The sequence below is a fragment of the Acidovorax sp. Root217 genome, from assembly GCF_001428645.1.
Classification (GTDB): Bacteria; Pseudomonadota; Gammaproteobacteria; order Burkholderiales; family Burkholderiaceae_C; genus Acidovorax.
The window spans coordinates 28118-37089 of the sequence record NZ_LMIH01000002.1 but is presented as its reverse complement, the minus strand read 5'-3'; the positions used below and the strand labels follow the sequence as shown (position 1 = coordinate 37089).

The window sequence follows — 8972 nt, the reverse complement described above, 5'->3', positions numbered from 1 at the left end:
CCGCAGCACTCCACCCTTGTTCATTGAAATCCAGGGTGTTGCGCTTCGCTTTTGAATCCGCCCTTTGTGGCTTTGGGATATAAAAAGCTATGCCTGCTACACAGCTGTAGAAAAGGCTCCCCCTCCGTGTGACACCTGTTCAAAAAACGCATTGCATGGCGGTCCAATCCTTGCCCCTACGCGCGAAAAAATAAAATTCGCCCAGGACCTCACCGACAGCGGCCCCATGCCGTTGGAATTCCGACGTATGTACCGGAGCCACAGGGCCCGAGACAAAGCCATCTGGTTCAATGGTTATTTTCAGTCATCTTCCGGCGACTTGGGTGATGGCTGGCTTCACAACCACGATATCAATTTGGCCGTGGCCAAGCGCCCCGATGGTGTGGTGGGTGTCATTGACCAAGTGCGTGTGCAGATGGCCGACGGCACGTTTCACTACTTCTATCGACGCAATGCAGACCTTGGCTACACCGCTCGCAACTCGACCCAGACCCTGACCAAAGTCACAGGGTCGAGCGTCGCGTGGGTTTTGACCGATGGCACGAGTGACTTGAAATATTCGTTCGACAGTGAAGGCCGACTTGTCGAGCAATCAAATCGCAATGGCTGGCGACTGACCTACGCCTACAGCAGCGGCAAGCTCAGCTCCGTTCAAAACCAGTTTGGCAGGAGCCTTCAGTTGAGTTACAGCGCAGGCAAGCTGTCCGGTGTTTCTACATCCGATCAACGCAGTGTGGCGTTCAGTTATACCAACGGTCTGCTGACCGGGGTGCAGCAGGCCGATGGCACAAACCTCCAGTATGTTTATGCGTCCCCGGGGGCCGGCATTCCTGCATTGTTGACCGGAATCGTGGACGAAAACGGAGTGGCGTTTGCCTCCTACACCTACGATGCCGAGGGCTGGGCTACCTCCACTCAGAAGGCAGGAGGCGTGGAGCGCTATTCCGTGCCCAGTAAAACGGAAGTGATAGATCCCTTGGGAACTTCGCGAAGCTATAACCACAGGATCTACAACAACGAACTTGTTTTTCAAGGAGCGTCGAAAGCACCCGCATCGGGTAATGAAGCTCCTATCTCTACCGGGTCCATCAATGCAACATCCGGCTTGGTCGATTTCTATTACGACCAGAGGTACCAGCAGACCACCTACACCTGGGATGTCTCCCGCCGCCTGCCTCTGAGCACCACGCAGGCAGTCGGACAACCCGAATCCCGTACCACCAGCACCACCTGGCACGGCCAGTGGCGCCTGCCCCTGACCATCTCCGAACCTGGGCGGGTGACTAGTTACACGTACGACACCCTGGGCAACCCGCTCACCCAGACCATCACCGATACGAGCGCAGGCGGTACGGGCCGCACAACCACTTGGACCTACAACGCAGCAGGCCTCGTCGCCTCAGAAACATCGCCCAACGGCGCAGCCACCACCTACACCTACGACACCCTGGGCAACCTCACACAGAGCACCAACGCGTTGGGCCATGTGGACACCTATACCCACGATGGCGCTGGCCGTGTGCTCACCCATACGGCGCCCAATGGCCTGGTCGTGAGCTATACCTACGATGCCCTTGGCCGCATGCGCACCAGCAATCGCGGCGGGCAAGCCTCTACGCTGACTTACCGACCCAGTGGTCAGGTGTTGAGTGCTGCATTGCCGCACGGCCATGTCATCACGTACACCTACGATGCCGCCCAGCGCCTGACCGGCTGGAGCGACAACCGTGGCAATACGGGCGCCTACGTGCTCGACAATATGGGCAACCGCACCAGTGAAGAAGTGCGCAACAGCCAGGGCCAGCTGGCTTGGCAACTCTCGCGCAGCATCAACAGCCTGAACCGTGTGGCTGGGACTAGCGTCGGGGGGCAGAGCATGACCTACGGGTATGACAACAATGGGGACCCTACCAGCGCCACCAACGGCCTGAGCCAAAGCACAAGCCAAAGCCTGGATGCGCTGCGCCGCGTCAAGAGCATCACCAATGCTGAAAGCGCCACCGCCAGCCTGACCTACAACGCCCTCGACGGCATCACCAGCGTCACCGACCCCAAGAGCGTTACCACCACCTACACCCGCGACGCCCTGGGCAACGCCACCAGCGAAACCAGCCCCGACAGCGGCAGCGAGAGCGCCCAATACGACGCCCTGGGCCTGCCCAGCAGCGTCACCAACGCCCTGGGCCAGGCCACCACCATCACCCGCGACCTGCTGGGCCGCCCGACTTCCATCGTGCACACCGGTGGCACCACCACCCTGCGCTACGACCAGACCCCCTCCAGCAAAGGCTACCTCAGTGAGATCGAGGATTCGAGTGGTCTGACCACCTACCAGCGCGACGTGCACGGCCGTGTGATCAGCCAGACCCAGAAGCTCATCAACAACGACACCCGCACCTTGGCCTACAGCTATAGCGCCACCACGGGTCTGCTCACAAGCACCACATACCCCGGTGGCCAAGTCCTGCAAAACGTCTACGACGCCACCGGCCAACTCACCAGCCTGACCTGGGCCGGCCAGCCCATCGTCAGCGGCATCACCTGGAGCCCCCTGGGCCAGCCCACCGGCTGGAGCTGGAACCTGCCCGGCGCATCGGCAGCCATCCCCGCCACCCGCAGCTACAACACGGCAGGCCAGCTCACTGCCACGGAGTTCAGCAGCTACACCTACGACGCCGCAGGCCGCATCACCAGCTTGACCCAGTCGCTGATGCAGCCCGCCAGCACCGACGCGCAAGCCAGCACGGTCACCCAGGCCCCCGCCACCTGGACGGTGACCTACAACCGCGCAGGCCGCATCACCGGCTTCACCAAGACAGTCTCCAGCGGAACCCCCGCCAACACCGTCACCTACACCTACGACGCCAACGGCAACCGCCTCACCAGCAGCCAACAGCGCGCAGGCACCACCACCAACCGCACCTACACCCTCACCGCCAACCGCCAGACCGGCTTCAGCCAGACGCAAACAGGTAGCAGCACCGCAAGCACCAGCGTCACCTACGGCTACAACGCCGCCGGTGACCTGCTGACCGACGGCCTGCGCAGCTTCCAGTACGACAGCCAGGAACGCCTGGAAAAAGTCACCACCGGCACGGGCGTGGACGCCCCCAGCACCCAGTACGCCCACAACGCCCTGGGCCAGCGCGTGTTCAAGACCGAACCGCTGTTTGCCAGCGGTAGCGGATCAGGTGGAACCACCAGCGGCAAGAACCTCAACAACGTGCTGGCCGACCCGGAGGACCAGGAAGCCGAGCAAGACAAAGGCCTGATCCAGACCGCCTACGAATTTTTCACCCGCCTGTGGAGCCCCGGCAGCAGCGACGCGCAGAAGCTCGGCTTCGCATATGTCTACGGAAACGACGGCACCCTGCTGGGCGAATACGGCATGGGCGGCAGCAACAGCACCGGCACCACCCAGTACATCTACCTGCCCACGGCCAACGGCCCCATGCCCGTTGCCGCCATCGTCAACGGCCTGGCATACGCCGTGCACAGCGACCACCTGAACACCCCGCGCAAGCTCACCCAGCCCGACGGTCAGGTGGCCTGGCAATGGGCCTACAGCGCCTTCGGCGACGAACAGCCCACCCTGGGCGCCAAGCGCTTCACCAACGAAACCACCAACCCCACCACGGGCAGCACCCCCATCCCCGAGGTGACCTTCAACCTGCGCTATCCGGGGCAGTACTACGACAAAGAGAGCAACCTGCACTACAACTACTTTCGCAGCTACAGTGCGGAGCGGGGGCGGTATACGCAGGCGGACCCGATTGGGCTCGATGGTGGGTTCAATCGGTTTGGGTATGTAGAAGGAGATCCTTTATTGTTCACGGATCCCGAGGGTTTGCGCCGCACGCCCAATGGTCATTACACTCCGTACAAGCCTCGTCCGAGATTCCCTAATCCCAAGCGGCCGAAACCGTCACATGATCAAGGTAATCCTTGGCAAGATGCCGCCGGTTATTTCAATGACGAAGGAAGGTTCATCTGTCTGCGGTGGCGCTGCCAAGGAAATCCCATGTGCTACCCAGATACATATGACACCCGTGGGCAATATCGGAGTGTAAACGACTTTGTGCCGCCGGCGACTGATTCTGCGGACCCACCCGAAGGGTGTGTCTGTGATTTGACGCAGTTCAAATTAAATGGTGAGCCAAATCTTTGGGATTGGAAGGATTACTTGGATGTCCTGGGGAAGGCTCGTCAAAAATTCAGAGCTAGATGATAATGCAAACTATTATTAGGTTCGGGTTGTGCGTGTTCTGCTTGTTCGGTATTTTTGTCGGGGCTTCAATTTTTTTTGAAAGTGACTTGCTCCTAAAATTATGTGGCAAGAGTTGTGGGTTTAATCGGGCTCTTGTGGTGTTGTTTGGTGCTGATTTTGCGAAATTATTGTTATCTATGATTTGGTTTTTTGGTGCTGCCGTGGCTGGTTTTCTGGCGCTCCGCCGCTCAAAGGATTGATGTTTGTAAGAAATTTGATGAAAATAGTCCAAATTTTGGAGATACGTAGAAAGGCGAAACCGTTAAGGTCCATGCAAAGTTACCAGCTGCAATGAAATCCTCGTCCCGCCTATGCGCGGGGCTTGATTTACTCCAAGGACGCGCAGGTCTAAACCAAGCAAAACTGCGGATGCGGATGCGGATGCAGGGGTCAGGTCTTGCTTTTTGCCTTTGATCCATAGAAGATCCCTTCTATAATCAACCTGAGCCGTCAGTTTGCGGCGGTGCTGAAGATGGCAAGACCATTGCGAATCGAGTTTCCAGGTGCCATCTACCACGTGACCTCGCGGGGTGACCGGCGTGGCCCATTGTGCTAGACGACGAGGATCGCGAAGACCTGCTGATCGTTCTGGATCAAGCGCTGCATCGGTTTGATGCCTGTGCCCTGGCGTGGTGTTTGATGGAAAAATTACCAATACCATTTTGAGCTGCACACCGGGCAGCTCAACTTGTGCTGCTGATGCGGGAGGAAGGGGTCAGGCAAAAGGCAAGACCTGACCCCTATGCCATTTGGATCGGAATACAGCAAAATTAAGAAGAACTGCGAGCGAGGAGGATGATGGAATGAAAGGTTACCCCGTCGAATTTGTGTTTGATAGTCGTATTTCTCGTTTTGCGCTCTGGATCGAGATGAGAGATGGCGATAAATTTGCCGTGCTGCTGGAATCTGAAAAGGTGGTATCGGCAGATTCGCTTAGTGATATTTTGCTTCATTCCAAAAGATTGAATCTTGACTCACCGGCCCTCGTGATGCTCATTATTGATATTGATTTGATTATAAAACTAATCGAATCAATTATTCCCGGGAAGATTATTAATGAACCGCATTGCTCCGTCCTGCTTAATTTTATTAACACCCTTAATGATATGTTGAAAACATTTAATGAAGAAATAGTTGATGCAAAAAAATCACACATCGACAAAATTGCAATTAAATTATTTATGGGAAATAACTTGCCCTCTGCCGCTGCCGCCGCTCATAAAACGGCTTTGTCTAAAAATGAATTGGCAGATTTGAATAAATATATTATAAAAGGTGCCGAATATATGCGACGTAAAGTTCTTAGTTAAACGATGGAGACGAAGAGAACGACTCAGCCGCCAAGCCAGGAAATGAAGGGGTCAGGTCTTGCCTTTTGCCCCCAGACGACCAGATGGCCTGGCAATGGGCCTACAGCGCCTTTGGCGACGCACAGTCCACCCTGGGCGCCAGGCGCTTCACCAGCGAAACCACCAACCCGCCACGTGCAGCACCAGCATCCCCGAGGTCACCTTCAACCTGCGCTACCCGGGGCGGTGCTACGACAAGGAGAGCGACCCTGGATGCGGCAGTTGAATGCGCCCGAGGGTGCCGTGATCGGCGCGCCAGGCAAGGCGTGAGGACGCGGCGCACCCTTGTGCGCAAGGACGAGCAACGCAGCATGGCGCGGCGAGCGCGGTGCCATCGGGTGCATAGCGCCACTGTCAATCGCCTAACCGGGGTGCTCAAGAGTCCGACACACTGCTTGCGCCAACGAGGTCACTGGAGGACACTGGCGCGGTCCACTGCCGGATCCAGGGTTGGGCACTACAACTACTTCCGCAGCTACAGTGCGGAGCGGGGGCGGTATACGCAGGCTGATCCGATTGGGTTGGATGGCGGGTTCAATCGGTTTGGGTATACAAACAGCAATTCGCTCAAATATGTGGATCCTCTAGGTCTGGTTACCTTTACTATCACCGGCGGTGGAAGTGGAATTATCGGAGCAGGTGGAGAGGGAAGTGCGGGGATTTATATTAGCTTTCAGCCCGTATTCGATGTAGGGTTTGTGATTTCTGGGGGCGGAGGCGGAGGTGCTAACGTGGGGTTGAGCGGGCAACTCGGGATTGTGCCTGGCGATCTGTCTAATGTTTCTGGAAATACTAGAAATATAAACTTGTCTTGTGTATTGGTAAGCGGGAAATGGATGACAGATGCGAACACCAAAAAATTTAACGGATTTACATTTGGACCTGGTGGCGGGTTGGGAGCGTCGTATACCAATTCAAAAACTGAGACCTGGGGTCTCCGGGGACTATTGGATAATTTGTTTGATAAAATGGGAGGGTTGAAATGAATCTAACCCCAAAGCGCAAATTTGTATGGCTTTGTTTTGTGGTTGTGCTCATAGGGCTGGCGATTGGTTGTTCGGCTGTAATAATCGATGCAGAAGAGATTAAGTGGATGTTTTTCCTTTGGGTTGCGGTGGGCTCTTTTATCCTCATGAGGATTCGGTGCCCCCAATGTGGAGTGCCGGTCGCATACCAAGGAAGATTGGGAGGTATACCACTTTACGCAGTATTTTTTCGAAAAAATTGCCAGAACTGCGGTAATGACTTAACAAAGTAATGGAGGGCTCAGGTCTTGCCTTTTGCCCCCAAGCCATAGAAACTCCTCTCCATCCATCACCAAACTGAGCCGTCAGTTTGCGGAGGTTCTGAAAATGGCAAGACCACTGCGAATCGAGTTTCCAGGTGCCATCTACCACGTGACCTCGCGGGGTGACAGGCGTGAGCCCATCGTACTGGGCGATGATGATCGCGAAGACCTGCTGAGCGTTTTAGGGCTAGGGTGCCGGAGTCTTCGAAAGAACTACGACCAGAGTTAGAGGGTGGAGAAAGGCAAGTCTGACCCTATTGCCCGTTACTGAAAGAAAGCATGGATGCCAATTCGCTTGAGATAGGTGCAACTTACTATCGAATTACATACGCCGACGTGGCTCAAACGATTCCAGGCATTGAGCCGTTGGTATACGCAGGCATGAGCATATCCGGCCCACCTTCTGACGAATCGGCCAAGTACTACTTCCAGGATGCGGTCTCTGTAATACGGTTTGGATTGGGCATCCGGTGGGGGCAAGAAATGCAACCCGCTGGCGAGACGTCAGATCTGACTCCGGACAATGATGAGGGTCGCGTGTATTGCGTCCATGAGGCGAGGGAGATAGGCTGGGTGATAGTTGATCTACTGGCTCTTCCCGCCGAGATTGATCGAACTATTGAACGAGCCAAAGCGTTGGGCTTTCCGAAGTTGTCGAAGGCGAAAGGACGGTGGGTTTAGCTGCCGCATCCAGGGACTTGAGCATCTGGGGTCGCGCACAGTGTTGGTTTCCAGCCTGCCCTCGATCTCGCGCAGGAGGCCGTACCAGCGGAACACGCCTGAGCAAGCGCGGAACGACTGGCACAGCGGCGGCTTGCTGTGTGACAGGTCAGCCGCACGGCGATCGGCGCCAACGCGCGAGCAAGAGCACCCAGCTTGGTGGGTCGATTGCAACTCCGTTGGGTCCGGCATCACTGTCAATCGCCCAACTGGGTTGCGAAGCAGCCCAATACCTCCCTTGCACCTGTGGCCTTGCTGGAGGACACTGGCGCAATCAACCTCCGATCCGCTTGCGCAAGACGGGAGGAGCCTGTCCAAAACATGAATATTCCGTTTGTGAGGTCTCTTGAAATCGCTCTCTTCATTGCTTAAGCTTCAGTTCTACATCGGATTCATCGGAACGCTGGCACTGATGCCAGTGCTATATGGTATACAAGCCATCTGGGGTGGCTTCGATCATTCAGAGTCTTATATTTGGTTGGATATAATAATGACTTTTATCGCGCCACTTCTATCTGGTGTGTCATTTGCTTTGACTGGGTTGGTCGCCTTTCCGGTGTTGAAATACCTTCAGCGTCGAGATATGGTTAGGGATCTTTTGTAGAGACCGCGTCTTTGAAGCAAGAGGTAGGTCAGGGTCAGGTGCGTTGTGGGGGTGAAAATTTATGATTCAACTTTTCAAAGAGGTCATGATTTGGAAGTCTATCGACGGGGCGTCGGCTGTCCGGTATTCTTGTCTCAATGATTTGACAACTGGTAAATTCGCTGTCCAGAGCGCGGATTTTTTTCGTTTGCCGTTGAATTTAAATTCGATCAATGAGTTCGCACGGCAATTTGCAGAGCTTTTCATTGAGACGTCACCGCTTGTGCGTTGCACATGGTTTGACTCGCTTGAAGAAGCCGTGTTTCACCATGACCGTGAATTTTCACAGGGTGAGTGATAAAAATGAATACCATTCAAAAAAACATTGCGACAGCGCTATTCATGGCGGCTGGCGCAATGGCTGGGGTGCTCATCATGGTTTTGATGATGCCCGAACGAGATCGTGGCCTTTCGGAATTGAAGCTGGGCCTGGCGATTGGGGCATGCATGGGGTACGTTTGTATCCGGCTTGCGATGCATTTCTTTGACAAGCACGGTCGATAGAGCGCTGAATGGTTGTTAATGGCATCAACAATGCTCCTCCGCCTGCGATAGGCCGTGAGCGCGTGATTGCCTATGCCATCGTTGATAGGTCAGTGCGTTACACGGGGACGCAGTTTCTGTATGAGGATTCCGTTGATTGTTAATAGGTATGAAAAATATAATTCTCAATTTGCTCGTCATTGCGTCTTGCGCGCTATGTGG

The 8972-nt window shown here is 55.3% G+C and carries 5 protein-coding genes; all 5 read left to right on the top strand.

Translation table 11 applies throughout. The features are described 5' to 3' along the window. Positions 1 to 64: 64 nt before the first annotated feature. The 5 genes from ASE31_RS00705 (at position 65) to ASE31_RS31390 (ending at position 8755) form a co-directional block, all read left to right on the top strand. Positions 65 to 4228, top strand: coding sequence for an RHS repeat-associated core domain-containing protein (locus tag ASE31_RS00705; RefSeq protein WP_369819428.1), 4164 nt, complete (start codon positions 65 to 67; stop codon positions 4226 to 4228). A 2-nt stretch (positions 4229 to 4230) separates the two neighbouring features. Further along, positions 4231 to 4467 (top strand): hypothetical protein, encoded by a 237-nt coding sequence (locus tag ASE31_RS32015; RefSeq protein ID WP_162261363.1) that lies wholly within the window; start codon positions 4231 to 4233, stop codon positions 4465 to 4467. 603 nt (positions 4468 to 5070) lie between these two features. Next, complete coding sequence (locus tag ASE31_RS31395) at positions 5071 to 5577, top strand: hypothetical protein (protein WP_157412285.1); 507 nt, start codon at positions 5071 to 5073, stop codon at positions 5575 to 5577. Positions 5578 to 5660: 83 nt separating this feature from the next. Next, positions 5661 to 6602 (top strand): RHS repeat-associated core domain-containing protein, encoded by a 942-nt coding sequence (locus ASE31_RS33055; protein WP_082603967.1) that lies wholly within the window; start codon positions 5661 to 5663, stop codon positions 6600 to 6602. 1934 nt (positions 6603 to 8536) lie between these two features. Beyond that, on the top strand, positions 8537 to 8755 hold the full coding sequence (locus ASE31_RS31390; RefSeq protein WP_157412283.1) for a hypothetical protein: 219 nt from the start codon (positions 8537 to 8539) through the stop codon (positions 8753 to 8755). The last annotated feature ends 217 nt before the right edge of the window (positions 8756 to 8972 follow it).

What these genes read in the sequence shown, in the direction of transcription:
- ASE31_RS32015 (WP_162261363.1), top strand. Translation starts at nt 4,231, where the DNA reads ATGCAAACTATTATTAGGTTCGGGTTGTGCGTGTTCTGCTTGTTCGGT.
- ASE31_RS31395 (WP_157412285.1), top strand. Translation starts at nt 5,071, where the DNA reads ATGAAAGGTTACCCCGTCGAATTTGTGTTTGATAGTCGTATTTCTCGT.
- ASE31_RS33055 (WP_082603967.1), top strand. Translation starts at nt 5,661, where the DNA reads ATGGCCTGGCAATGGGCCTACAGCGCCTTTGGCGACGCACAGTCCACC.
- ASE31_RS31390 (WP_157412283.1), top strand. Translation starts at nt 8,537, where the DNA reads ATGACCGTGAATTTTCACAGGGTGAGTGATAAAAATGAATACCATTCA.